Raw genomic sequence first — 25,187 nt, 5'->3', positions numbered from 1 at the left:
GACCTAATGAAATTTACCATAGCCCTTTTAGCCGGAGACGGAATTGGACCCGAAGTAATCAATGAAGCTGTAAAAGTTTCGGATGCAATTGCAAAAAAATTTAACCATGAAATCACTTGGACTCCTGCACTTACTGGAGCTTGTGCCATTGATGCCGTTGGAGTTCCTTATCCTGACGAAACACATGAAATTTGCATGAAAGCAGATGCTGTTTTATTTGGAGCCATTGGACATCCAAAATATGATAACGACCCAACGGCACCCGTTCGCCCGGAACAAGGATTATTATTGATGCGTAAAAAATTAGGTTTGTTTGCCAACATTCGTCCAACGTTTACTTTTCCTTCATTGATCGACAATTCTCCCTTGAAAAGAGAACGGATCGAAGGAACTGATTTGGTATTTTTAAGAGAACTTACCGGAGGAATTTATTTTGGAGAAAAAGGAAGAAAAGACGGTGGCGAAACAGCTTATGATACTTGTAGTTATACAAGAGTCGAAGTACAACGTTTGGCTAAAAAAGGATTTGAATTAGCCATGACACGAACCAAAAAACTGTGCTGTGTAGATAAAGCCAATGTAATGGAAACTTCCCGATTGTGGAGAGAGACAGTACAAGCAATGGAAAAAGACTATCCAGAAGTTGAAGTGAATTACGAATTTGTCGATGCGGTTGCGATGCGGTTGGTGCAATGGCCGAATTCCTATGACGTCTTGATTACTGAAAATTTATTTGGAGATATTTTAACGGATGAAGCATCTGTAATATCTGGCTCAATGGGATTAATGCCATCAGCATCTGTAGGAGAACACACTTCTTTGTACGAACCTATACATGGATCTTATCCACAGGCAACAGGTCTAAATATCGCTAATCCATTGGCGACTGTATTATCAGCAGCGATGATGTTTGAAGATGCTTTTGGATTAAAAGGAGAAGCAGAAGCGATTAGAACAGCAGTTAACAAATCGTTAGAGCAAGGAATTGTAACGGAGGATTTAGTGTCAATGGGAAGTAAAGCATATAAAACGAGTGAAGTTGGTGACTGGCTGGTTGCTAATTTATAAAAAATGTAGAGACGCACTGCAGTGCGTTCTCTAGATAGCGTCTGTGCATTGCTCTCTACCGTATACAAACAAAAAAGGTGTCAATTTACATTGACACCTTTTTATATAACTAGAAAAAAATATTAATATCCTCCTCTGTTTCCACCACCACGGTTTTCTCCACCACGGCTGCTTCCACCACCATAACCACCGCGTGAATCTCCACCACGACTGTTATTGTTAAAACTTCTTCTTTCACCTTCTGGCTTAGGCTCAGATTTGTTTACTACTATCGCACGTCCTTGAACAGTAGCTCCGTTCAATTCGTCAATTGCCTTTTGAGCTTCGTCATCATTTGGCATCTCAACAAAACCAAATCCTTTACTTCTTCCAGTAAATTTATCAGTAATAATTTTAACTGAATCAACTGCTCCGTAAGCCTCGAAAGACTCTCTTAAATCTGCTTCCTCAATACTGAATGGAAGGCTTCCAACAAAAATATTCATATGTACTTATTTAAATAATAGAACAAATGTACTGCATTTTTATTCTAATCTACTATATATAAGCTTATTTATGTTTTTATTTTAAATTTAAAAACAATATTAATCTGATAAAATATCGTGCTTCTGTGATGTAAGAACGCAAATTGCCATCATTTATGGGACTTGCAAACTTACTGGTACCTTATAAAAAACACCTTGCTGAAAATTCAAAATACCACCTCCTAAAGGATTACCATCTACGTTCTCTGCTTTAAATTTGAATGTCCCTGATATGGTATTACCCACATTATCATATTCAGTTATAACAATTTCACCGTTACCAATGCCAATTCCAGTTGCAAATGAAATTTCAACAGTACCATTTGTCAGTACATAAACAGCTGTTTTGGAGCTACTGGTGCCCAAAGGATATTTTTGCGCTTTTGTAGAAGTGGTTCTTAAAGTCAAAACCTCATCTCCGGTATATCCTTCGATTATCAAAGATCCATCAGCGGCCAAAAAAGCTTTAGAATCCACTGCTCTCCAAAACACATTGTCTTTCATTCCTTGAAAAGAAGGGTTGTTAAAACTAATGTCTTCCTCGCAAGAAATTAGAAAAAAAACTACCACCAGAAACATTAAATATTTTTTCATAAAAAAGTGCTTTAGAACAAACAAAAATAATGTAATAATGCTTAAAAAAACAGAACCCTAATAAAAAAGCCAACCAAAATTATACTTAAGCTACTCTAGTTCATTAAATTATTGTTCGGATTAGCAATTATCAATAAAAGATGTATCTTTGCACCCTTAATTAATCGAGGTCGAGTACCTCAAAATTTAATCATAAGATTATGTCAGTAAAAATTAGATTACAAAGACACGGTAAAAAAGGAAAACCTTTTTACTGGGTTGTAGCAGCAGATGCTCGCTCAAAAAGAGATGGTAAATACCTAGAGAAAATTGGTACTTACAATCCAAACACAAACCCAGCAACTATCGACTTAAACCTTGATAGTGCAGTAAAATGGTTGCACAATGGTGCTCAACCAACTGACACTGCAAAAGCAATTCTTTCTTACAAAGGAGCTTTATTGAAACATCACCTTGATGGTGGTATCCGTAAAGGAGCTTTAACTCAAGAACAAGCTGATGCAAAATTAGCGGATTGGTTAGATGCAAAATCTGGAAAAGTTGATGCTAAAAAAGAAGGTTTAACTAAAGCACAAGCTGATGTTAAAGTTAAAGCTTTCAAAGCGGAACAAGATGTTAACGCTAAACGTTTAGCTGCAGCTGCTCAAGCAGAAGCTGATGCTATCGCTGCTGCAACTCCAGCTGTTGAAGAAGAAGTTGCTGAAGTCGAAGCTGAAGAAGCTCCTGCTGAAGAAGAAAATAACAAAACAACTGAAGCATAATTTTAGAAGGCGAAAATGCGTAAAGAAGATTGTTTCTACTTAGGTAAAATCGCTAAAAAATTTAGTTTCAAAGGAGAAGTTCTTGCCTATCTAGACACGGACGAACCTGAGTTATACGAAAACTTGGAATCAGTGTTTGTTGAATGCAACAAACACTTGGTTCCTTTTTTTATTGAAAGCAGTTCATTGCATAAAAACGATTTCCTTCGAATTCGTTTTGAAGACATGAACACCGAAGAAGATGCCGATGCAATAATAGGAAACGCTATATATCTTCCTTTGAATATGTTGCCAAAACTTACCGGTAACAAATTCTATTTCCATGAAGTAATTGGTTTTGAAGTTGAAGATAAACGCCTTGGTGTTGTCGGGAAAATTCAATCCGTGAATGATACTACTGCCCAGCCTCTTTTTGAAGTTTTAAACGGTGATCTAGAAATTCTTATTCCAATGATTGACCATTTCCTTGTGAAAATTGATAGGGAAAACAAAAAAGTCATCATGGATTTACCAGAAGGACTTATTGAAATGTACCTTTAAGTTAGTGTTTAGTATTCAGTTTTTAGTGTTCAGTTCCTCAAAAATCGTTAATCTGCAATCTGAAATTAGAATTTTCTATGTCCAAATTCCAATTCAAACAATTTTCCCTTGAACAAGATCGTTGTGCCATGAAAATTGGAACTGACGGAGTTTTACTTGGCGCATGGACTCCTATTCAAAACAATCCTATTAGTATTTTAGATATTGGAGCGGGAACAGGCGTAATCGCTTTGATGCTCGCACAAAGAAGTAATGCGGAACAAATTGACGCTTTAGAAATTGACGAAGAAGCCTACGAGCAATCCGTAGATAATTTTGAAAACTCCCCTTGGAGCGATCGCTTATTTTGTTTTCATGCCGGCTTGGACGAATTTGTCGAAGAACCTGAAGATGAATATGATTTAATTGTTTCCAATCCTCCATTTTACACTGATGATTACAAATCTGATAACGAACAACGCGATTTAGCCCGTTTTGCTGACGCAATGCCTTTTGAAGATTTAATCGAGGCCGCAGATTTATTGCTTTCAGAGAACGGAATATTCGCAGTAATCATTCCTTTTAAAGAAGAAGAAAATTTCTTGGCTCTAGCCAAAGAACATGAACTTTACCCTTTAAAAATAACTAGAGTTAAAGGAACTCCGACTACTGAAATTAAGCGTAGCTTATTGGCTTTCAGCCGAAACGAAAGTGTGAATTTTCCAATTGATGAATTAATTATCGAAACTTCAAGACATCAATATACTCCCGAATACATTGCCTTGACCAAGGATTTTTATTTAAAGATGTAAAAAACTTGCTTTAACCCACTTCCCAAAATTTCATAGTTTCCTATTTAATTGAACCTTTAGTTGTACTTTAAATACTCGAATTCATTACAAATCAAATCAAATACGTTAAAATATAACAATTGTTAATCGTTTTGTTATATTTCTTTATGTAAATTTGCACTCTATAAAATTCATAAAACCATGAAACCAGACTTATTTCAATCTCCAGATTATTATAACTTAGACGATCTATTAACGGAAGAACACAAATTGGTGCGCGATTCTGCACGTGCATGGGTAAAAAAAGAAGTATCGCCTATTATAGAAGATTATGCGCAACGTGCTGAATTTCCGAAACAAATTATAAAAGGTTTGGGAGAAATTGGTGGGTTTGGTCCTTATATTCCAGTAGAATATGGCGGTGCCGGTTTAGATCAAATATCTTATGGATTAATCATGCAGGAAATTGAGCGTGGAGATTCTGGCGTTCGTTCCACATCATCTGTACAATCCTCGTTGGTAATGTATCCAATTTGGAAATACGGAAACGAAGAGCAACGCGTAAAATATTTACCTAAGTTGGCTACCGGAGAATACATGGGCTGTTTTGGATTAACGGAACCTAACTACGGTTCTGATCCAGGCAGTATGATTACCAACTTTAAAGATATGGGTGACCATTATTTATTGAATGGCGCCAAAATGTGGATTTCTAATGCTCCGTTTGCTGATATTGCCATTGTTTGGGCAAAAAATGAAGAAGGCAGAATTCACGGTTTAATTGTCGAAAGAGGAATGGAAGGTTTCACCACACCAGAAACACATAATAAATGGTCCCTTCGTGCCTCTTCAACTGGAGAATTAATTTTTGATAATGTTAAAGTTCCAAAAGAAAACTTATTACCAAATAAATCTGGATTAGGAGCGCCGCTCGGCTGTCTTGATTCCGCACGTTACGGAATTGCCTGGGGCGCTATTGGTGCTGCCATGGACTGTTATGATACTGCTTTACGCTATGCGAAAGAAAGAATTCAGTTTGACAAACCTATTGCAGGAACACAATTGCAACAAAAGAAATTGGCTGAAATGATTACTGAAATCACCAAAGCACAATTGTTGACTTGGAGATTAGGTGTTTTGAGAAATGAAGGGAGAGCTACCACAGCTCAAATCTCAATGGCCAAGAGAAATAATGTAGATATGGCAATTCATATTGCCCGCGAAGCCAGACAGATGTTGGGTGGAATGGGAATTACCGGAGAATATTCTATCATGCGACACATGATGAATTTAGAATCGGTGATTACCTACGAAGGAACACATGACATCCATTTGCTAATTACCGGCATGGATATAACCGGGATTCCAGCTTTTAAATAGTTGTAAACGATTATTAAAGTATTAATAAAATTGATAGTAAAAGCTTCTTGGAAACAGGAAGCTTTTTTATATTTACATAAAAAATAATACCTATGAATATTGAAACGATCAACAATAGCATTCAGCCCCAAAAAGAACTATTGTTACAACATTCTTTATACAAAAAAGTAAAAACCGTAGAGGATTTACAATCTTTTCTTGAAAATCATGTTTATGCAGTTTGGGATTTTATGTCATTACTGAAAGCATTACAATCTAAATTGACTTGCACAACAACTCCATGGTTTGCCACACAAAATCCTGAGACCAGATATTTAATTAACGAAATTGTCCTTGCGGAAGAATCTGATTTAACAAAAGACGGGAAGCGCTCAAGTCATTACGAAATGTACATTGAAGCAATGGAAGCGTGCAACGCTAACACGGATGGAATCAAACAATTTCTAAATGAAGTGGATTCGCTTAAAAACATATTTGTTGCGATTAAAACCAGCCATTTACACCCAAATATTAAAGCTTTTTTAGACTTTACTTTCAGAGTTATTGAAGAAGGGAAAACACATGAAATAGCGGCCGCTTTTACTTTTGGAAGAGAAGACTTAATTCCAAGTATGTTCACGGAAATCTTGAAAAATTTTCAAGCAAATTTCCCGGATACTGATTTGAGTAAACTCATTTATTATTTTGAAAGACACATAGAACTGGACGCTGACGAACACGGTCCAATGGCAATGAAAATGATAACAGAACTTTGTGGAACCGATGCACAAAAATGGTCCGACGTAGAAGAAGTTTCAAAATTAGCCTTAGAAAAACGCATCGGACTTTGGGATGCTATTGAAGAAACAATTATGATGAAAGTGGAATTAGCATAAAATTTATTCTTCCTTATAAAAATAACTTATTGTTTGAAATTAATTATCTTATTATAAAATAATGAAAAACACCTTCTGATAATAAGTACCGATGAAAAAAATAGCTTTATTAGCTATTTTTTTTATCTTTATTTTTTAAATTAAATAAATGTCTTCCCAAGAACGATTAACCAGAGCTTATAAAGAAGCACAAAGAATTCCTTTTGACAATCAATCAAAATTCATCCTTTTTAGCGACTGCCACAGAAGCGACAATAGTTTTGCCGATGATTTTGCAAGTAATCGAAATGTGTATTTTCATGCAATGACTCAATATTATAATGATGGCTTTACGTATTGCGAATTAGGAGATGGAGATGAATTATGGGAAAATATCTTCTTTAAAACTATTTTTGAAGCACACAAAAACGTCTATCTTCTGCTTAAAAAATTTCACGATTCCGACAGATACCTAAAAATTTGGGGGAATCATGAAATGACTTTTCGAGATAAAGATCATGTACAAAAAACTCTTACGACATATACAAACACACAAAATGACAAGCTTGAACCTTTATTTACCGGCATCAAATGCCATGAAGCCCTCGTTTTAGTTCATAGGGAAACCAAACAAGAATTGTTTTTGACACATGGACATCAAGCTGATTTTATGAATTACGTAGGCTGGAAAATCAATAGATTTATGGTCCGTATTTTATGGAAACCACTCCAAATTTGGGGAATATCCGATCCGACAAGTCCTGCTAAAAATTACGTGGAACGAATAAAAATCGAACTCCGAATAAAAAAATGGATTGAGAACAACAATCGCAAAATTACCATTGTAGGCCATACTCATCGTCCAAGTTTTTCTTATCCAAATGAAAAATCAACACCTTACTTCAATGACGGAAGCTGCGTACATCCCAGAAGCATTACCGGAATTGAAATAGTAAATGGAACCATAACACTTATAAAATGGTTTATCGACACTAAGGAAAATGGTATTCTGCAAGTTGTTAGAGAAGTACTTGAAGGCCCAACAAATCTAAAAGATTATAAATAAAGAAAGCGTTTGCCTTGGCAAACGCTTTCTTTATTTAATTTTCCGGAGCCAACTCCAATTCTAATCCTTCGAGGCTTTCGGTGATTGGGAGAAAAAATCAAATAGTCTATTTTGATTTCCATATGAATCCATCCAGAAGATAATGGGTGAATTGCGGTACCGTAAACAAAGGAACAAGTAATAACTGCCAATTTGAAAAATCAGAATTGTTCCATGAAAATTGTTCATTCCAAACAAAAACTTCCCAAACATACTCTTCAAAAAAAGCAATCGTTGATAAAAATGCCATAAAAACAAAAAAACCTCTGGCTCCTTTTAAATAATTCAAAACCCCTAAATCAGCTTCCGATTTTTTATCTATTTCATTGAGATAAATCAACGCGATATAAGGTATACCGTGAGAAACAACATTGAGTAAAGTGAAAACTAAATCATTATTGAAATACACAATACCAAAATACCATGAAAAGAAAGTTCCAGTTATAATTGCATTTTTAGGAATATTAAAATACTGTTCTTTAGTACTTTTATAAACTGTTCTTACAATATAGAAAACTATAATCAGTCCATAAAACCAGCCCAGAACCCCCAATACTACTTGATTTTCAAATCGAATAAAATCTTTTTCAGTAAACCAATTGAATGCCCGAGGGGAAGAAAAAAACCAATATAACATTGGATACACCGTCGCAGTGTAAATAATTAAATTATCAATTGCCACACTCCAATATGTTTTAACTTCTTTTCGAGAATAAAGACGCATAAAACCGTATTGCTGTCTTATAAAATGAAAAACCGCGATGTATGCCAAAACTGACCAAAAAACAACACTACCAAAACTGAAAAGAATTATCCCGATAACAAAACAAACTATAGGCAGGGCAACCAATAATTTTCTTCTTTTCTTACACTTTTCACGAACAAAATAGGTTTTAAATAAAGTAGCGTAAACATGTGCTACATCTATAAAAACGATCAAAAAAAGCCAAGTATAAAAAGAATGTTTTGTCTCAATAACTTTCAAAGCATCATGAAACAAAAATACAATAGCAATGACTAAAAATGAAGGTGCTAAAATAAAAAAACCATCCGTTTTTGGTTTATCAATCCAAGGTTGAGCCATCTATTATTTGATTTACGACATTAATACCCTGATGAAATGCTTCTTCGAAAATTGAAATTCCAGACAAATCTGAATGTGCAAAGAAAATTTTGCTGTCAATATTTTGTGATGCTTCTTCCTTGGCTGTGCCAAAAATAAAACCAGGAACTGGACTAATCATTCCGTGTCCTAAAAGGTGAATATTTATTTCCTCTGTAACACTTTCAATATTGGGATGTGCGATTTTTAAATCATCAAAAACTAATTGTTTCCAATGCGCATCTTTTTTATAATACAAATCCTTTCTGCTTTTCTTTACATCAGAAGACGAAAAACTATAATAATAGGTAATTACTTTTTTGGACTGTACTTGTTGCAAGGATTGATGTTGATCATAGATATAACCTAGCCCTTTTGCTCCATATACAACATTATCCCAACACAAAGGAAAGCTACCATCATCTGCCAAATCAGAAATAACCAAAGTTGCCAAAAGCCATGGCGCATAATGAAAATTATGCGTCAACATTTTTCTGTTTTTAATTATATATTGATTCACAAATTGAGGTGTAGCCATAATCACCTTATCAGCAATTATCTCCAGAGTTAATTTTTTCTCCGCGTCAAAAACAGTAGCAACAACTTTTCCATCTATACATTTTACATCATAAACCAAATGATTTTTCAGCGTTTTATTTTCAACATATTTTTGCAAATGATGGGATAATCTGGCATTACCTTCCGGCCACGTAAGTACATTATCTTTGTTATCTTGTGTGCTATCTTGCTTTCTTGCTGCGAAATAATGAATCCCTGCCCATGCAGAAACGTAACTAATTCCCAACCCAAAATCATCCCTACAGCAATAATCTACGTAATCGAATAGTGATTTCGAATTGAATCCTTCCTCCTCACACCATTGTTGCATTGTGATTGTATCAAATCCTCGAATAGTAAAATCATTGGAAGACAATGATAACGGAATATTGAAGAAATACTTACCGTCATCACCTTTTCCTGAACGGAAAGCATCCATTTTCAAAAAGAATTTTTTGAATTGAATATCTTCTTCTAAAGAGTTTCCGGTTTTAGGAATTAATGCTTCTTGCCAATTATTTTTATAAAACAAACGCTCATCAGGTGCAAACGTAAGTTGTTCCTCATCAAATTTTGGAAATCCTTTTGAATCATACCCTATGATTATTTGCTCTTCCTCAAGAAATTGGAGTAACGCGACATCCTGTTTATTAGGAAGGGGTAAATAATGTGCTCCCAATGGAAATTTAGAATATTTATTTTCTCCATTTGAGGAATTCCCTCCCAAATGGTTTTCTAATTCTATCATTAAAAAATCATTAATTCCTTTTTTAGAAAATTGACGTGCCGCACTCAAGCCTGAAATTCCCCCTCCAACTATCAAGTAGGGAATATAAATTTGACTCGAAGGCTTTGGGAAATTTTTAACCCGCAACCGATGTCCTAAAATATGATTTGTCCCTGATAAACGTATCAGTAAAGTAATTACTTTTTCCTGACACGATTGCAAAAATGGAATCACAAGTAAGGAAGCAGCAATACCTTTTAGAAAAAAACGCCTGGAATAACTATAATTTTTCCCACTCTTCATCGAAATAACGTACTAGAATTTGATTGTCCAAACGATTAATTTCAATTTCTTTTGAAATCATATCTTTGGAGAAATAATTGAATTTATCAAACTGATAATTATAAAAGCGCAACCCTTCAACTTCTCTGTTTACTTTGTTAAAATTAGTTTCAAAACCATTCATTGCGATGGAGAAACCCCATTCTCCAAATGACGGAACATAAGCGTGATATGCATCTACTTGTGGAAAAACCTCCATTAAAGTTTTATTAATACACCAAAAAGATTTTGGCGCAAAATAAGGAGAAGTGGTCTGCACCACCACCACAGCATCCGTAGTTAAAAGACTTTTTAAAGTACTATAAAAATTCAATGAATATAGTTTTCCTAAGCTATAATTTGATGGATCCGGAAAATCGATAATCACTACATCATACTTAGACTTACTATTTTTAGCCCATATAAAAGCATCCTGATTAAAGACTTTTACTTTCGAATTATTGAGAGAGTTATGATTAAAATTAGTTAAAATTTTGTTTGTCTCAAACAACTTTGTCATGCCTTGGTCTAAATCTACAATGGTGACATTTTTAACGGCTGTATACTTTAATATTTCACGAACTGCCAATCCATCACCTCCGCCTAGAACTAAAACGTTGTCTACTTGTTTTGCCATTGACATGGCAGGATGTACTAAAGCTTCATGATACCGGTACTCATCTGTAGAACTGAACTGAAGATTATTATTCAAATACAATCTATAATCACTTTTATTATGTGTTAAAACTATTCGTTGGTATTGAGTCGAATTGGAATAAATAATATTTTCGCCGTACATTTTTCCTTCTGAATAAGATAAGATCGTATTTGAAAAAAGGTAAACAACAAACAATAAAAGGAAAGATACGATGGCTTTTGCTCTAAGCAAATAAACTTTTTTGAGCTCTGATTTTAACAGAAAGCACAAAGCGATAGCAATACTGATATTAATCATACCAAAGAACAACGAAGTTCCCATGATCCCTAATTGAGGGACCAAAACTAAAGGAAATAATATAGATGCCAATAATGCTCCAATATAATCGAAGGTAAATACATTAGAAACCAGATCTCTGAATTCGACTTTATCTTTCAGGATATTCATTAACAACGGGATTTCAAGTCCTACCAAACAACCTGTTACAAAAACCAACAGGTAAAGGATAAACTGAAAGGAATATACACTCTCAAACAACATGAAAAGCACAACTGAACTCAATCCTCCAATTAAACCGACAAGAATTTCAATTTCAACAAAAGTGTTGAGCATGTTCTTTGTGAGAAATTTTGAAAAATAAGAACCCACACCCATTGAAAAGAGGTAGACTCCAATGATAAATGAAAACTGTTTAACAGAATCTCCAAGAAGATAACTGGCTAAAGTACCTGCAACTAATTCATAAACTAATCCACAAGTTGCAATAGTAAACACAGCGAAAAGAAGTAAATATTCAAATTTTAAAAACTTCTTACCCATGTATAGCTGCACTAATAATCATTGAAATCCCTATAATAAAGGCTCCAAAAACAATAGCTACAGCAATATTGTTTTTCTGTGTCACTTCGTTCCAAGTGTTCTCTGGAGTCAATTTTTCAATAATAAAATAGGCAATAAGTAAAATAATGATTCCCAAAAGAGAAAAAATAATAGAATTTAAGATAGGTTTTAATGTAAGAACATCCATGATTAGGTAGTTTTAAATTGTTATTTGTGATAAAAAGTATTTATTGGTCTTCGACCCATAGTTTGACCGGAACTGTATTTTTCTGTAGTTTCACAATCGCAGATTCTGTTTCCGGTATATGTGAAAAATAAATATGCCGAATAGACAAACAACCCTATCGCAATTGAAAATACATTATTTTTCAAAAATTTTAATGCTTCGTCCATAGCTTTAATTATAAGGGGAATTATTTGAATCTTCCCATCTTTTTTGTTCAAAATTAACATTGAGATAGTAAAAAGCGACTAGTAAAACTGCCATAAAAATAATGGTTAACCAACGGTTTCTACCTGAAGGTTGATCCCAAACTGCTTTTATTGTCAGAGAGTTATTTTGCAAATCCTCGAGTGCTTTTTGGGGTGTAATCACCAAATGGTATTTCCCTGCTGCAACGCCACATATATTAAACTCCTCTGAAGGATTTCCCTCAGTCCAACTTTCGCCATCCGTATAGCCATGATAATACTCAATATCTTTACTGGCGTAAACTGCATCATTTGTTTTCTCGTTTAATAATGCAACCTGCACATTTGCCCAAGAATTATCAACTCCTGAGTTAACTGCAATTGTCATAGGTGCTGAACCGCCTTCTAATTCAAATGAGGGACTCACAATCTCTTTATTATTAAAAGCATCAAAAGTCAGGTCTTTATAAAATACCTGTTTTTCTGATTTGTCTTTATAAATGAACCAGTGAGATAACAGAATCAAAATAGAAGCTACACAAAAAACAATAGCAGTATTCCTTATATTTAAAAAAAAGGGTTGCACTAATCCTGTTCCTACTTTAGATGGTAGTGTGAAAAATGGAAAACCCTTTCGAATTTCCTTTGTAGTGATATGTTCTCCAAAATAAATCGTCTCCGTATCTCCATCTTTTTCAATAGAGATCATATTGGGTACACTAATATATTCTATTGAGTGTATCTTTTTCTTTGGTAGTGTAAAATTAAAGAAACCCTGAGCAGAAACAATTTCAACATCTGTATAATCATACAAATTCATCACAATTCCTTCGTAAGTTAGAAATTTAGGATGATTTGAAACTTCAAATTTATCTACGATTTCTTTTAAAAAAATCCAATGTCCATCTGACTCAGAGAGATACACAAACTGTTTCAATTTATCAGTCAGTAAATATTCATTCCAATAATAAGTTCCATACACTTTCTTAGTAAGGATTCCAGTTACGGTATATTCGATTCCTTTTAGAATTCCTTTTTGACCAATTTGCAAACCAACATGGGGAATTTTATGATTGAATGATCTTTCGCGACGTAATCCTTTATTTATATCTAAGATATACACGCTCTGGCAATTAGGACAAACAAAATTTCTGACCTCAAAACCAACTTCAATTGTAGCAACCGTATTGCATTGATAACAAGAAACCTCCATATTTATCTGTTTATCTCAAAATCTTTAATTATAACAGCATCAAAATAGTCCAGATATTCTTTCGTTACTGATTTTACCTTTGCAGAATTATCTTGTAAATAATTGCATAAGTAAACGTCTAAAGTAAGCTGATTGAATTCCGGCCAAGTGTGAATACAAATATGTGATTCTTTTAGGCAAACTGCAATAGTAAAACTGTCATTATCGAAATTATGTACAATAACACCTACTTGTTCTAATCCATATTTATCTAAAATTTGGTTAGTAATAGCTATATATCCTTCGCTATCGGTGAGTTTATGAGCAGTCTCTACTTGAAGTGTAACCAGTTTATGCAAACCTGGAGAATAGGAATTTGAATTCATTTAAATACTACAAAATAAAGTTATATCGTAAAAACTGTTAGATGCTCTTTTTGGAAAAATGTTACATAAAAAAAGCGAGAATCTCTATCTCGCTTTCTCATTAATTTTCCGGAGCCAACTCCAATTCTAATCCTTCGAGGCTTTCGGTGATTGGGATTTGACAGCCCAAACGACTATTGGATTTTACGTAAAATGCTTCTGAAAGCATCGCTTCTTCATCATCGCCCATTTCTGGTAAAGGCACGTTATTCAACACATAACACTGACAAGAAGCACACATGGCCATTCCGCCACAAGTCCCTTCTACAGGAAGCTCATAAGCTTTACATAATTCCATGATATTCATGGCCATATCTGTAGGAGCTTGTAACTCATGCACTACTCCTTCTCTATCTTTAATTTTTATTAATACATCCATAAATCAGCTATGAGTTATAAGTTATGAGTTGTGTGTTTGCGTGAGGGATAGAAGCTAGCTACCGAAGTAGCGCGTATAGCCCGACCGTTTTAAGAAAAAAGGCAAATACTCGTTGTATTGAGTAGCCTTTTTTCTTAAAAGGGGCACGCCCAAAAGATTTATAGAATATTTACAACAGTTTCTATTTGTGGTGCAAACTTTTTGATGGTGGTTTCCACGCCTGCCCTTAGTGTCATTTGGTTTACGCTGCAACTGGTGCATGCGCCTTCGAGACGTACTTTTACATGTTTGTCGTCCTCTATGGAGATTAATGTGATGTCACCGCCGTCAGAATTTAAAAAGGGTCTGATTTCTTCAAGTGCTTTTTGCACTTCTACAAATAATTCTTCTGTTGTCATAATTTAGACTTATTAGATTTTCTGACCTTTTTAGGTTTTTAGATCTCTTAGTTTGTCTAAGTAGTCTAAAAATCTAAGTAGTCTATTTTTTTACTGCGGAACAACCGGCCATAGTTGTAATTTTAACAGCCTCTGTTGCAGGTAAATTTTCGTTTCTGCCTACTACTTCCCGCACCACATTTCTGGTGATTTCTTCGAAAACAGTTTCGATAACGGAACCTGTTTGCATCGCTGCCGGACGACCGTAATCTCCTGCTTCACGGATGGATTGTACGATTGGCACTTCACCAAGGAACGGAACACTCAAATCCTCTGCAAGATTTCTGGCTCCTTCTTTTCCAAAGATGTAGTATTTATTTTCAGGTAATTGCTTCGCCTGTTCGCTTTCGCTCGAGTCTTCTGGTGTGAAATACGCCATGTTTTCAATAATTCCTAAAACAGGAACATTTATAGCTTCTGACATGAACATAGAAACTCCTTTTTTAGCATCGGCCAAAGCTACAGCTTGTGGCGTACTTACAATTACAACACCTGTGATAGGTAATGATTGCACGATAGAAAGGTGAATATCTCCTGTTCCCGGAGGCAAATCAACTAACATAAAATCTAATTCTCCCCAGTCCGCATCAAAAATCATTTGGTTCAATGCTTTGGAAGCCATAGGTCCTCTCCAAATTACCGCTTGACTCGGTGCTGTAAAAAATCCAATCGAAAGAATTTTCACCTCGTAGCTTTCCACGGGTTTCATTTTTGATTTCCCATCCACCATGACAGAGATTGGTTTTTCATTTTCTACGTCAAACATGATTGGCATCGATGGTCCGTAAATATCAGCATCCAAAATTCCTACTGAAAAACCCATTTTGGCTAGTGAAACCGCTAGATTTGCTGTAACAGTAGATTTACCTACTCCTCCTTTACCAGAAGCAACTCCAATGATATTTTTGATTCCCGGTATTGATTTTCCTTTAATTTCCGGTTTGTCTGGAACTTCAACTTTACTATTGACTTTGATTTTAGCATCTGGAGATACTAATTCAAGAATTGTTTTTTTGATATCGTCTTCAGCACGTTTTTTAATGTGCATTGCCGGCGTGTGCAATACTAAATCTACCACAACCTCATCGCCAAAAGTAATCACATTTGCTATCGCGCCACTTTCAACCATATTTTTTCCTTCTCCCGCTATAGTAATCGTTTCTAAAGCTTTAAGAATGTCTTTTCTGTCTAATTTCATTTTTAGTTTACTGTTTTCTATTGGCATTTTAGCGCCAGAATATTATCTTTATTTAAACTGATTTCAGATTACAAAGATACTATGAAAAGTTCTTATTGTAAAGGATTTGTATCGGATTTATTGATGCGAAAATTGATGTTGGTTATCATCTAATTAAAGTTTTTAATCGCGAAACAGTATTATGAAGACGAAAATCTAATCAATTATTCCAATCGAACATCAGGTTGCCAGAAATGTTTCTCGAAATCCACAATTTGGTTGTCAATCACAACAATTCCCTCGTTTTCCAATAATTGTTGCATCAGATTGGTTCCTTCAAAATGCAATTTCCCGGTCAGTAATCCTTTTCGGTTCACGACACGATGTGCCGGAACATCTTCAAGACTATGCGAAGCATTCATTGCCCAGCCAACCATTCGAGCAGAACGAGCGGTTCCCAAGGACTTTGCTATGGCGCCATACGAAGTGACTTTCCCATAAGGAATTTGTCTGGCGACGGCATACACTCTTTCGAAAAAATTGTCATTTGACATGGTTTTACATCTAATAAAAAAGAAATTCTTATGGTTTTGGTTAAAAATCTACTTTAAATAATACCGAATAATATTGATTAAAGTGATTAAAGAGATTAATCCTGTAATGCTTCCTATGATGGTATTCATATTGCGCATGAAATAATCTGTTTTATCTTGAATTTTCTGAAAGAAAGTAATATAAAAGTAAAACACTAAAAAAGAGCCTAATACGACCCCTGAAACAAAAATAAAAACATGAAACATTTCGAAATAAAACAAATTGTAAGACGCTAACGTAACACTTACAAAAACATAATAAGGAATGGGGAAAAAGTTAAGTGCTGAGAGCAGCACTCCAAGAAAAAAACGAGTGGAAGTGCTCTTTTTTTTAATTATTTCTTTTTTCTTTTTGGGTTTTTTAGCAATTAACAAGAAATAGACTGTCAATGATGCAAATATTCCCAAACCCACTTCACGCAGCAAAACAATTACATCCGGGTGCTCTTTAATAAATTGCGCAAACAATATTGCGAGCGCTGCCTGAAAGAAAATTACAATTACCGCACCTAGAACAAACCAGTAAGCACTTCTTTTTCCTTCTTTGAGATTTACTTTAGCTGCTGTCATATTGATTAATCCCGGAGGCGTAATCCCTATAAAGGCAGTAATAAAACCCAATAGTAAAGAAGTAAATAAATTCATAGGTAAAGTGCAAGAATCGAAAAAGTAAAACTATTCTTTAATTTTAAATCGAATATACGTAATTGCTTTGTTAACTTCCAAATATTGTTTTTCATAAAAAGTTTGAAATGCGGTCACTTCCTCCGGACTTCCCTCGTTTACGTATACATTATGATTGGCGTACAAAACTTCATGTCCTTCGCCGTGCAACAATCCAAGGGTATATCCATGCATGAATTCACTGTCGGTTTTCAAGTTTACAACACCTTCTTTTTTGAGGATTTTTTTATACAATTGCAAAAACTCCGAATTTGTCATTCTGTGTTTCGTGCGTTTGTATTTGATTTGTGGATCCGGAAATGTAATCCAGATTTCATCTACTTCGTTTTCAGCAAAAATATGGTTGATCAATTCAATTTGGGTTCTGATAAAAGCCACATTGTATAATCCGGTTTCAACTGCCGTTTTGGCTCCACGCCAGAAACGTGCTCCTTTGATATCGATTCCAACAAAATTTTTATTTGGATACCTTTCAGCAAGACCAACAGAATATTCCCCTTTTCCACAGCCTAATTCCAGCACTAATGGATTTTCATTTTTGAAGAATTCCGAATTCCATTTACCTTTAAGCGGAAATAAATCTGCTACCACTTCTTCTCTTGTTGGTTGAAAAACATTTGTAAATGTCTCGTTTTCCTTGAATCTTTTTAATTTATTTTTGCTTCCCACTTTTTCAAAATATTTCGGCAAAATTAAGGAAATATAATAGACCGAATGGTGAACAAGTGAAAAAATGAAAAAACGTTTACGAAATCACTATTGTCTTAATCGTTTTTTATGCAATCTTTTGCAAAAATGTTTCCAAAAGAAATGACAATTGTACTATTTCAACTCTTAACTTCATTGTTAATTCACTTTTTACCAAGAAAATATTTCTGTATCTTTATACAAATAATCATGCTATGAAAAACGTTGTTTTATCTATTGCACTACTATTATTAAGCTTTTCACTTGCTTATGCTTACCATACCAATGCCAAAAAGATTACCAACACCTATGTTGCTCAAACATTCCCAAAATACAAAGCAGAAAGATATTTCGTCAAGATTGACAGTTCGATTATTTCGAGATTTTTTAAAACATATCCAAATTTAAAAAAATACAAATCGGATGTTCAGATGTTATATAAAAAGAGAGATTATAATTCCATTTGGCTTGATGGTAAAGGTGTTATCGAGTTTTCCAATTTATTATATTCCAAAGTAAATCAACTTGAAGAGGAAGGGCTACTTTCCCGATTTGCCTACAAAGAACGAACTGACTTGATTTTCAATAAAAAAACACCAAACAATCTTACCACCACCGAAACAGAGCTTTTACTATCAGCAATGTATATCTTCTATGCAAAAAAAGTATATAAAGGCATCGACATCGAAAAAATCAGAGAAATTGGATGGTTTTTACCAACAAAAAATCTCTCATACGAGACCCTTCTAAATTCTTTGTTGGCGGATCCAGAATTATTGGATAAAAATGAGAAACAGCTCTTTAGTCAGTATTACAAATTGCGTACTGTTTTAAAAAAATACCGCCAAATAGAGCAGAATGGAGATTGGAATTTAATAGTTAAAGATTCTTCAATACTGGAATACAAACCTGGTGATGACTCACGGACCATTGGTCAAATCAGACAACGACTCGCTGTAACCGGAGATTTAGAGCAAGATTCCAAAAGTAATTTATACGATGAGGAGTTAATGACCGGAATACTGAATTTTAAGAAAAGAAATGGCTATAAACCTGATTATATAATTACATCAAGCCACATTCAAAGAATGAATATTCCTATTGAAAATTACATCAAAACCATTATGGTCAATATGGAACGTTGCAGATGGATTGCTCCAGAGTTGACAAAAGCGGAAGAATACATCATTATAAACATTCCCTCTTTTAAACTGATTTACAAAAGAAATGGCATAACCGAATTAGAATCGAATGTGTTTGTGGGCGGAACCATGAATAAAACCGTCATTTTTAGCAGTAATATCAGCCATTTGATATTTAGTCCGTACTGGAACATACCGACGAGTATCGTTCAAAGCGAAATAAAAACGGCTATGGACCGCGACAAAAACTATTTGGCAGATAATGACATGGAATATAATAAAGGCAGAGTAAGGCAGAAACCCGGTCCTAAAAATCTTTTAGGGAAAGTCAAATTTATGTTTCCAAGTGCCTCCGATATTTATTTACACGATTCGCCCGCCAAAAGTTTATTTGATTCTGAATACCGGGCGTATAGTCACGGATGTATCAATGTAAATAAAGCACAGGAGTTGGCTTATTTAATTTTAAAAAATGATAAGGACTGGCCAGCTGATCGCATCAAGAAAGCCATGGACGGCGGCAAAGAAACCACATGCATCCTAAAAAAGAAAATTCCGGTTCACATTGGATATTTCACTACCTGGGTAAATGATTCCGGTGAAGTTAGTTTTTTTAATGACATTTATCAACGTGACGACCGTTTAGCGGAACTTCTTTTTTCTGATGACACCAAATAAAAGGACTGTACTCACGGTTTAATTTCGAACTTAACTTATTGATTCAACGGAATAAAACACGAAAAAAATAGAGGCATTTCGTAAGAAAGAAATGAATTCGATGATTTAAGCTAATCTGTTAAACTTTTTTTAGCATCAATGTACTAATAATCAATTAAATAAGATTATGCGAGATTTTTTATATTATATTTGATATTCTAAAAACCCAATTTATGAAATCAAAACCACACCCAATTAAAACACAACTAGTGTTGGCATCGTCCATTTTATTGTTGGCTGCTTTTTCTACTTTTGAAAAGTCAGACAAAACAATTTCCGGAATTAATACAGAAAACATGGACACATCCATTCAGCCAGGTGATAATTTTGATGCGTATGTCAACGGCGCTTGGATGAAAAAAACTAAAATACCGGACGATAAAGCCTCTTATGGCGTTGGCTATATGGTACATGAAAAAGCACAAGAAGACGTTAAGGCCATTATTGAAGCTTCCTCCAAAGGTAAGTTTGCAACAGGTTCTGATGAACAAAAAATTGGGGACTTTTACGAAGCCTTCATGGATACTAAAATAAGGGATCAAAAAGGAATTGCGCCGTTACTTCCTGAATACAAAAAAATTGACGCTATCAACAACTACAATGATTTGGCTGCTTATTTTGGATATGCCAATAAATCCGGAATCAACATTCCTTTTTCCGTTTCGGTAATGGAGGATTTAAAAGATCCAACCCAGTACATGCTTATTTCCTGGCAGGGTGGTTTAGGATTACCTGATAGAGAATATTACTCTCTTGTAGATGCTAAATCTAAGGAAATCCAAAAAAAATACGTAATCCATATCGAGAAAACGTTACAGCTTGGAGGGATTGCCAATGCTCCCGATTTAGCCAAAAAAATCATGGCGTTAGAAACAACTTTGGCTGCCCAACACATGAAAAAAGAACAAACCCGTGACATAGTAAAACTGTACAACAAATATGATATTTCTGATTTGGACCAACTTATGCCTGATTTTAACTGGGACAACATGCTAAAAAACGCCGGAATTCTTAATCAACAAAACATTGTTGTTGCACAAATTGATTATCTCAAATCGCTCAATAACATTATTAAAACAACACCTTTAACTACTTGGAAAGGTTATCTGAAATGGAATGCTATTCATGGAGCGGCAAGATCTTTGAACACGGCTTTAGACAATGAAAACTTTGACTTCTATGGCAAAACCCTGAACGGAATCCGAACACAACAACCACTATGGAGAAGAGGTGTTGACAGGGTCAATAATAACCTTGGTGAAATAGTGGGAAAGGTCTATGTAAAAAAACATTTCTCTCCTCAAGCCAAAGAAGAAGTAACACTGTTAGTCAAAAACCTACTTAAAGCCTACGGGGAAAGCATAAAAAACTTGGATTGGATGAGTCCGGTAACAAAAAAACAAGCCTTGGACAAACTCTCTAAATTCACTCCGAAAATTGGTTATCCTGACAAGTGGAGAGATTATTCTACTTTAAAAGTTGTTAAAGGCGATTTATATGGAAACCAGCAAAAAGCCACTGATTTTGAATACAACAGACAAATCAACAAATTAGGAAAACCTGTTGACAGAACTGAATGGGGAATGACTCCACAAACCGTAAACGCATATTACAATCCGCCACTTAATGAGATTGTATTTCCTGCCGCTATATTGCAGCCACCTTACTTTAATTTAAAAGTTGAAAACGCAGCAAACTATGGTGGAATTGGTGCAATAATCGGACACGAAATAGGCCATGGTTTTGACGACCAAGGAAGTAGCTTTGATGGTGACGGAGTGCTGCGCAATTGGTGGACACCGGAAGATTTAACCGCTTTTAAGCAAAAAACAGGTGCATTAGTCGCACAGTACAATACCTTCAAAGTATTTCCTGACCTCAATGTAAATGGGGAATTTACCCAAGGGGAAAACATTGGCGATTTAGGCGGATTATCCATTGCCATAAAAGCATATAAAATGAGTTTGGAAGGAAAAGAATCACCTGTTTTAGATGGCTTTACGGGTGATCAACGAGTATTGTTAAGTTGGGGACAATGTTGGTTAAATAAAAGTCGGGAGGAAGCTTTGCGAAATCAAATTGCTACCGATCCGCATTCACCCGCAAAATTTAGAGTCAATGGTGTAGTGCGTAATATTCCTGAGTTCTATACCGCTTTCAAAATAAAACCAACAGACTCATTGTATCTGGCACCCGAGAAAAGAGTTAAAATCTGGTAATTATCCGGTTTATATGTTACTGAAAACCTCTGCTTTTTTTGCAGAGGTTTTTTTGTACAAAAAAAAGAATAACTGATTAGCTAATAAGATAAATTTATTGCTTCGAATTTAAGGTTTGTATCAACGCATCTTCCAGCGTTGACTTTACTTTAACGACTTCATTCGAATTTTCATTTGGAATCGTCATCGATAGAACATATTGTTTTATTTTCCACTCGGTGCCTATTTTTACCAAAACACCCGACCCTCTACAAATTTTCATTTGTGTATTCAGCAATTCGTCAAACCAAGCTGTTTTACCCGTTTTATCAAAATAAATATGGCGTTCTAATGCGGTGAAATTCCACGCTTTTCCTTTATCAAAATGTGGCTTTGAATAGGCTTGAAAAGCTTTTTTATCCCAATTCTCCGTCGCATCAGTACCAATGAAAACAGCATCATCAGTCATTACAGAAAAATAATCGTTATAGTTAGCATCTGCCGCAGCTTTATGCCAGGAATTTAATGTGGCGTTGATATTTGCTTTTGAAATTGATTGGTTCTCCATTGTGCTTTTGCAACCCGATAAAGTGACAACCACAAGAACAGTCAGTAGTATTTTCATGTGCTTTTTGTGTTTATTCATGGTTTTTATTCCATTTTATGTTTATTTTTCCATCTACGTCAACGGCTAATAAATGCAATACAATTCCTTTATTTCGATTTTCAGCTCTTTCATTTTTATCCGTGATACCCTCATCCTTTTTTGGGTTTCTCAATGGAATAGTGATCGCTAAATTTGTCCCTCTGTCAAACGAATAAATGCCGTTTACATCTAAGTTTAAAACGCTGGAGCTCACTTTCAGATCATTAACAGCTACTAAATCGCCATTGATTTTAAAGTTTCCTGACAAATCTCTAAACACGATATTGTTCACATTTCTAAAAGGAAAAGCAAATTTTCCAATATTTGTAATCGGTTTAAAATCGATTAAAGTCCCTTGATTCACATCGAATTTAGCATTGCCGGAAAGCGAATTTTTCTTTAGTTGTCCGCCGGAAAGCAGCATTCCTTTCAACGATGCCGAAGACGTCAAAAATCCTTTTATGTTTTTAGGTTCAAAGGATTCAATCCCAAAATTATTCAACGAAGTCAGGAAACGGGAAATATTCACCCGATTGATTTTCGCATTGGATTCCAAAAGGAAATTATCCCCATATGGCGCTAACTGACCGTCAAAAGAAATTATCCCGCCAGAACTTTGCACCCAGCCATTTTTCACAATTAATTTATTGTTAAGTAATAAAATGGTAGCTTTAGCATTAGTCGCTTCGAGCTTACTATACACCATTTTATCTGCTTTAACATTTAACACCATTTGGCTTTTTTCAATTACTGAATACAATTCATCTGAAAAATCATCTTTTTTATTCTTGATTTTTGGAGATTTTTTACCCGAACTGGTAAAAACACCTACAAACTGTTTCACATCCAGAAAAGGAGCATAAATATCCCAATTAACGAGCATTTTTTCAGGATTTTCATAATATAACGTCAGGAAATTATTAATTTTTCCTTCCATAAAAACCGTGTTGCGACGGTCTTTAAAATTAATTTTTTTTATCAACAAAGCTTGCTCCGTAAAATCAAGCTGAATTTCTGTTTTTACGAAAGTCAAATTCCTTGGACCATAATTAACTGTTGCATTTTTAACTGCTACACTTCCTGTGAATAACGGTTTCTGTATTTTTAAATCTCTAATATCAAATTTGAAATCCAAATTCACTTCAGCTTGACCATTAGAAAAATGCATTAAATCCTTGTTGACTATCTCATTCAGTCGGGAAACGGGAAAATCCGATTTAAAACTTCCTGCTGCAGTGGTTTTTTCAAAATTGGAAATAATCCCGATTGGAATTGCAAATGGAATCGTTTTGTATTTCCCCGAAAATTCTGTTAAAGTAATTGTCGAGTTAGTATCGTTGCAGCCTGCTCCTTTTTTATATTGGTTGGTGAATGTAGCGCCAAAACTACAGTGGGTGATAATTCCGTCAGGTATCGTGAGTTCATTATTTTTTATATTCGTAGTCACGACAATCTCCGGATCACCTTCAGCATTCATATCGCCCACAATCGTACAACCCACATTTATTGGCTTTTTTAAGTCAAATTGATTGATTCGGCTACTAATATTAGCGCTCAATAATTCAGAAGCATCTTTCCACAAAATGTCGGTTTTAATAACAATATCAAAAGGAGACTTGTTTTTGTCCAAACTAAAATGTGCGTTAATATCAAAAAGTTCTATTCCTATTTTGAGATTTTCGGTTGCTACACTGATTTGGTTTTTCTGGTTCGAAAAGTCAACAACCAAAAAGCCTTCAACGATTTTTTCCTTTATAAAACTACCTCTTTTGGTATTGAAAGCCATGTTTTTGGCAAGCGTTTTCACGTACATTTTGGTATGCCAATTGTCATCTTCAAAATCTACTTTGCTTCGTAAAGCTAAAACATTAAAATCAAACAATTTATTTCCCATTTGATTTTCGGAAATGAAATGCACTTGGTCTAAAACAATTTCATTGATGGTGGAAGTAGTCGAACTTTTTGAATTTTTGCCTTTTGGCTTTGGTCTAAAAATACCGGTATTTACGATTCCGTTCTTTCCTTTAAATAAATACAAAGTCGCTTTTTGAATTTCGATTTTATCGATATTAATTTCATTGGAAATCAAATCCCAAAGATCAATCCTAATCTCAATTTGTTCCGCTTTTAGGAGGGTGCGCTTATGAACAGCCCACAAACTGTCTTTCAATTCCACTTGGCTTAATGCCAAAGTCATATTGGGAAAGCCTTTTAAAAATTTGTATCTAATATCGCCAATATCAATTTTTCCTGTAATATTTTCGTTGATTTTAATATTGATTTGGGTAATAATTTCCGCTTTGTTATTTTTAAAATAAAGTGCTAAAAGCCCAGAAGAAAGCATAAAAAACACAACTACTCCCAAGAAGAAAAAACCAATTCTTTTGAAAATTTTCTTAAAACCCGTTGTTTTAAAATATGTTTTTGTTTCCTGCCAAAATTGGTTCATCTGAATTTCTTTACTGTTCTCAAATAAAGATAGCATAAAAACTGGTTTTCCTACTGCTTTAAATCTACAAAATATGATTCGGCTTCCTAAACATCCGTTTGAGCCTTGTACCTTTTACTATTTCAAACTTCGGAAAGTATTTGAAATAATAACACCCTCAAAAAAGTGGTATTAAACTTTAAATTAAAACCTTACCTCTATAATAACAGGAGACAAAAACGGCAAAATAGTTGTGTAAAAAGCACTAT

At 34.7% G+C, this 25,187-nt stretch carries 26 protein-coding genes; 9 read left to right on the top strand and 17 right to left on the bottom strand.

Features of this window, described 5'->3' with window-relative positions; all coding sequences use genetic code 11:
• Window positions 1–6: 6 nt before the first annotated feature.
• Entirely contained in the window at window positions 7–1,068 is a 1,062-nt protein-coding gene (gene leuB / locus ACP7AT_RS02165) for a 3-isopropylmalate dehydrogenase (protein WP_426062716.1), read from the top strand.
• 122 nt (window positions 1,069–1,190) lie between these two features.
• Here the strand turns inward: leuB and ACP7AT_RS02160 are convergent, their stop codons facing one another.
• Together ACP7AT_RS02160 and ACP7AT_RS02155 are read right to left on the bottom strand one after the other, a co-directional pair.
• The gene (locus tag ACP7AT_RS02160) at window positions 1,191–1,553 is read right to left on the bottom strand and encodes an RNA recognition motif domain-containing protein (RefSeq protein ID WP_426062715.1); all 363 of its coding nucleotides are present in this window, start codon (window positions 1,551–1,553) and stop codon (window positions 1,191–1,193) included.
• Window positions 1,554–1,706: 153 nt separating this feature from the next.
• A complete protein-coding gene (locus ACP7AT_RS02155; RefSeq protein WP_426062714.1) occupies window positions 1,707–2,186 on the bottom strand; it encodes a DUF6252 family protein in 480 nt (159 codons plus the stop codon).
• A 200-nt stretch (window positions 2,187–2,386) separates the two neighbouring features.
• Between ACP7AT_RS02155 and ACP7AT_RS02150 the strand changes: the two genes are divergently transcribed.
• The 6 genes from ACP7AT_RS02150 (at window position 2,387) to ACP7AT_RS02125 (ending at window position 7,557) form a co-directional block, all read left to right on the top strand.
• The gene (locus ACP7AT_RS02150) at window positions 2,387–2,947 is read left to right on the top strand and encodes a 30S ribosomal protein S16 (protein ID WP_091203130.1); all 561 of its coding nucleotides are present in this window, start codon (window positions 2,387–2,389) and stop codon (window positions 2,945–2,947) included.
• A 15-nt stretch (window positions 2,948–2,962) separates the two neighbouring features.
• Window positions 2,963–3,487, top strand: coding sequence for a ribosome maturation factor RimM (rimM, locus tag ACP7AT_RS02145; protein WP_426062713.1), 525 nt, complete (start codon window positions 2,963–2,965; stop codon window positions 3,485–3,487).
• Window positions 3,488–3,564: 77 nt separating this feature from the next.
• Window positions 3,565–4,278, top strand: a complete 714-nt coding sequence (locus ACP7AT_RS02140; protein ID WP_426062712.1) for a tRNA1(Val) (adenine(37)-N6)-methyltransferase — start codon at window positions 3,565–3,567, stop codon at window positions 4,276–4,278.
• 180 nt (window positions 4,279–4,458) lie between these two features.
• Window positions 4,459–5,637, top strand: a complete 1,179-nt coding sequence (locus ACP7AT_RS02135) for an acyl-CoA dehydrogenase family protein (RefSeq protein ID WP_426062711.1) — start codon at window positions 4,459–4,461, stop codon at window positions 5,635–5,637.
• 92 nt (window positions 5,638–5,729) lie between these two features.
• Entirely contained in the window at window positions 5,730–6,512 is a 783-nt protein-coding gene (locus ACP7AT_RS02130; protein WP_426062710.1) for a DUF3050 domain-containing protein, read from the top strand.
• Window positions 6,513–6,660: 148 nt separating this feature from the next.
• Window positions 6,661–7,557, top strand: coding sequence for a serine/threonine protein phosphatase (locus tag ACP7AT_RS02125; protein ID WP_426062709.1), 897 nt, complete (start codon window positions 6,661–6,663; stop codon window positions 7,555–7,557).
• A 106-nt stretch (window positions 7,558–7,663) separates the two neighbouring features.
• On the opposite strand, the gene ACP7AT_RS02120 is transcribed toward ACP7AT_RS02125, so the two are convergent.
• The 13 genes from ACP7AT_RS02120 to trmB all read right to left on the bottom strand — a co-directional run bounded on the left by ACP7AT_RS02120 (window position 7,664) and on the right by trmB (window position 17,769).
• Window positions 7,664–8,680, bottom strand: coding sequence for a hypothetical protein (locus ACP7AT_RS02120; protein WP_426062708.1), 1,017 nt, complete (start codon window positions 8,678–8,680; stop codon window positions 7,664–7,666).
• Window positions 8,661–10,286: an NAD(P)-binding protein gene (locus tag ACP7AT_RS02115; RefSeq protein WP_426062707.1), complete on the bottom strand. Its 1,626-nt coding sequence runs from the start codon at window positions 10,284–10,286 to the stop codon at window positions 8,661–8,663. The genes ACP7AT_RS02120 and ACP7AT_RS02115 overlap by 20 nt, the downstream gene beginning before the upstream one ends.
• Window positions 10,264–11,736, bottom strand: a complete 1,473-nt coding sequence (locus ACP7AT_RS02110) for a polyamine aminopropyltransferase (protein WP_426062706.1) — start codon at window positions 11,734–11,736, stop codon at window positions 10,264–10,266. Before ACP7AT_RS02110 ends, ACP7AT_RS02115 begins: the two co-directional genes overlap by 23 nt.
• Before the next feature lie 37 nt (window positions 11,737–11,773).
• Window positions 11,774–11,989, bottom strand: coding sequence for a DUF350 domain-containing protein (locus tag ACP7AT_RS02105; RefSeq protein ID WP_426062705.1), 216 nt, complete (start codon window positions 11,987–11,989; stop codon window positions 11,774–11,776).
• Window positions 11,990–12,009: 20 nt separating this feature from the next.
• Entirely contained in the window at window positions 12,010–12,195 is a 186-nt protein-coding gene (locus tag ACP7AT_RS02100; protein ID WP_426062704.1) for a hypothetical protein, read from the bottom strand.
• A gap of 4 nt (window positions 12,196–12,199) precedes the next feature.
• Entirely contained in the window at window positions 12,200–13,426 is a 1,227-nt protein-coding gene (locus ACP7AT_RS02095; RefSeq protein WP_426062703.1) for a DUF4178 domain-containing protein, read from the bottom strand.
• Window positions 13,427–13,428: 2 nt separating this feature from the next.
• Complete coding sequence (locus ACP7AT_RS02090; RefSeq protein WP_426062702.1) at window positions 13,429–13,791, bottom strand: S-adenosylmethionine decarboxylase family protein; 363 nt, start codon at window positions 13,789–13,791, stop codon at window positions 13,429–13,431.
• 100 nt (window positions 13,792–13,891) lie between these two features.
• The gene (locus ACP7AT_RS02085) at window positions 13,892–14,209 is read right to left on the bottom strand and encodes a ferredoxin (RefSeq protein WP_426062701.1); all 318 of its coding nucleotides are present in this window, start codon (window positions 14,207–14,209) and stop codon (window positions 13,892–13,894) included.
• Between the two features lie 158 nt (window positions 14,210–14,367).
• Window positions 14,368–14,607 (bottom strand): NifU family protein, encoded by a 240-nt coding sequence (locus ACP7AT_RS02080; RefSeq protein WP_113636516.1) that lies wholly within the window; start codon window positions 14,605–14,607, stop codon window positions 14,368–14,370.
• 82 nt (window positions 14,608–14,689) lie between these two features.
• The gene (locus ACP7AT_RS02075; RefSeq protein ID WP_426062700.1) at window positions 14,690–15,844 is read right to left on the bottom strand and encodes a P-loop NTPase; all 1,155 of its coding nucleotides are present in this window, start codon (window positions 15,842–15,844) and stop codon (window positions 14,690–14,692) included.
• Window positions 15,845–16,047: 203 nt separating this feature from the next.
• On the bottom strand, window positions 16,048–16,377 hold the full coding sequence (locus tag ACP7AT_RS02070) for an MGMT family protein (RefSeq protein ID WP_426062699.1): 330 nt from the start codon (window positions 16,375–16,377) through the stop codon (window positions 16,048–16,050).
• Between the two features lie 48 nt (window positions 16,378–16,425).
• Entirely contained in the window at window positions 16,426–17,061 is a 636-nt protein-coding gene (locus tag ACP7AT_RS02065) for a LysE family transporter (RefSeq protein ID WP_426062698.1), read from the bottom strand.
• 30 nt (window positions 17,062–17,091) lie between these two features.
• On the bottom strand, window positions 17,092–17,769 hold the full coding sequence (gene trmB, locus ACP7AT_RS02060) for a tRNA (guanosine(46)-N7)-methyltransferase TrmB (protein ID WP_426062749.1): 678 nt from the start codon (window positions 17,767–17,769) through the stop codon (window positions 17,092–17,094).
• Between the two features lie 233 nt (window positions 17,770–18,002).
• Between trmB and ACP7AT_RS02055 the strand changes: the two genes are divergently transcribed.
• Together ACP7AT_RS02055 and ACP7AT_RS02050 are read left to right on the top strand one after the other, a co-directional pair.
• Entirely contained in the window at window positions 18,003–19,607 is a 1,605-nt protein-coding gene (locus ACP7AT_RS02055) for a L,D-transpeptidase family protein (RefSeq protein WP_426062697.1), read from the top strand.
• A 212-nt stretch (window positions 19,608–19,819) separates the two neighbouring features.
• Window positions 19,820–21,865, top strand: a complete 2,046-nt coding sequence (locus ACP7AT_RS02050) for a M13 family metallopeptidase (RefSeq protein WP_426062696.1) — start codon at window positions 19,820–19,822, stop codon at window positions 21,863–21,865.
• A gap of 94 nt (window positions 21,866–21,959) precedes the next feature.
• On the opposite strand, the gene ACP7AT_RS02045 is transcribed toward ACP7AT_RS02050, so the two are convergent.
• A complete protein-coding gene (locus tag ACP7AT_RS02045; RefSeq protein WP_426062695.1) occupies window positions 21,960–22,490 on the bottom strand; it encodes a nuclear transport factor 2 family protein in 531 nt (176 codons plus the stop codon).
• Entirely contained in the window at window positions 22,483–24,975 is a 2,493-nt protein-coding gene (locus ACP7AT_RS02040; protein WP_426062694.1) for an AsmA-like C-terminal region-containing protein, read from the bottom strand. Before ACP7AT_RS02040 ends, ACP7AT_RS02045 begins: the two co-directional genes overlap by 8 nt.
• Window positions 24,976–25,187 lie beyond the last annotated feature (212 nt).

The organism is Flavobacterium sp. DSP2-3-1 (genome assembly GCF_049896865.1).
Classification (GTDB): Bacteria; Bacteroidota; Bacteroidia; order Flavobacteriales; family Flavobacteriaceae; genus Flavobacterium.
This window is presented reverse-complemented; position numbering and strand designations above follow the sequence as displayed.